The sequence below is a fragment of the Kitasatospora sp. NPDC059722 genome, from assembly GCF_042733235.1.
Taxonomy (GTDB): Bacteria; Actinomycetota; Actinomycetes; order Streptomycetales; family Streptomycetaceae; genus Kitasatospora.
Window position 1 is genome coordinate 11732 of record NZ_JBHWGD010000139.1, and the last position, 479, is coordinate 12210.

Annotated in this window: 1 protein-coding gene; it reads right to left on the reverse strand. The window is 80.4% G+C overall.

All coding sequences use genetic code 11. The annotated features are described in order from the left end of the window. Positions 1-122: 122 nt before the first annotated feature. Positions 123-317, reverse strand: a complete 195-nt coding sequence (locus ACFV4F_RS39990) for a DUF397 domain-containing protein (RefSeq protein ID WP_380440691.1) — start codon at positions 315-317, stop codon at positions 123-125. Positions 318-479: the final 162 nt, after the last annotated feature.

A 479-nucleotide genomic window follows, 5' to 3' on the forward strand; every position in this document is an offset into this window, starting at 1 on the left:
GCCCGTTTGGGCTACGCCGGCGGCCGCCCCCCCCCACCCCCGCGCCGCGCACGCAAAATAGCCTACACCCCGGGGCCGGCGCCCGGGGGGCGCCCGCCACCCGACCGGCCGTCGTCGTACCGTCAGACGTCGGCCACGAAGTGGTCGAACTCCCCGGCCTGGACGCCGAGGAGGAAGGCCTCCCACTTCTCCGGAGTGGTGCGGACGACGACGCCGCTCCCGTCCGACTCGCGGATCTCGACGACGCCGTCGACGAACCGCACCTCAAGGCACTCGCCGGACGGGTCGCCGGTGGAAGGCCGCTGCCAGTCGCTCATGGTGGCTCCTCGGTGAAGGCTCGGGTCTGCGCCCCAGCTTGCCACCGCGGGCCGCGGGGGGGGGGGGGGGGCCCCCCCCCGCCCCCGCGGGGGGGGCGCCCCCCCCCCCCCGGGGCGCGCCCCCCCCCCCGGGGGGGGGGGGCCCCCCGCGCGGCCCCCCCG

Coding starts and splice junctions, on each gene's coding strand:
- ACFV4F_RS39990 (WP_380440691.1), bottom strand. CDS start 317: ATGAGCGACTGGCAGCGGCCTTCCACCGGCGACCCGTCCGGCGAGTGC.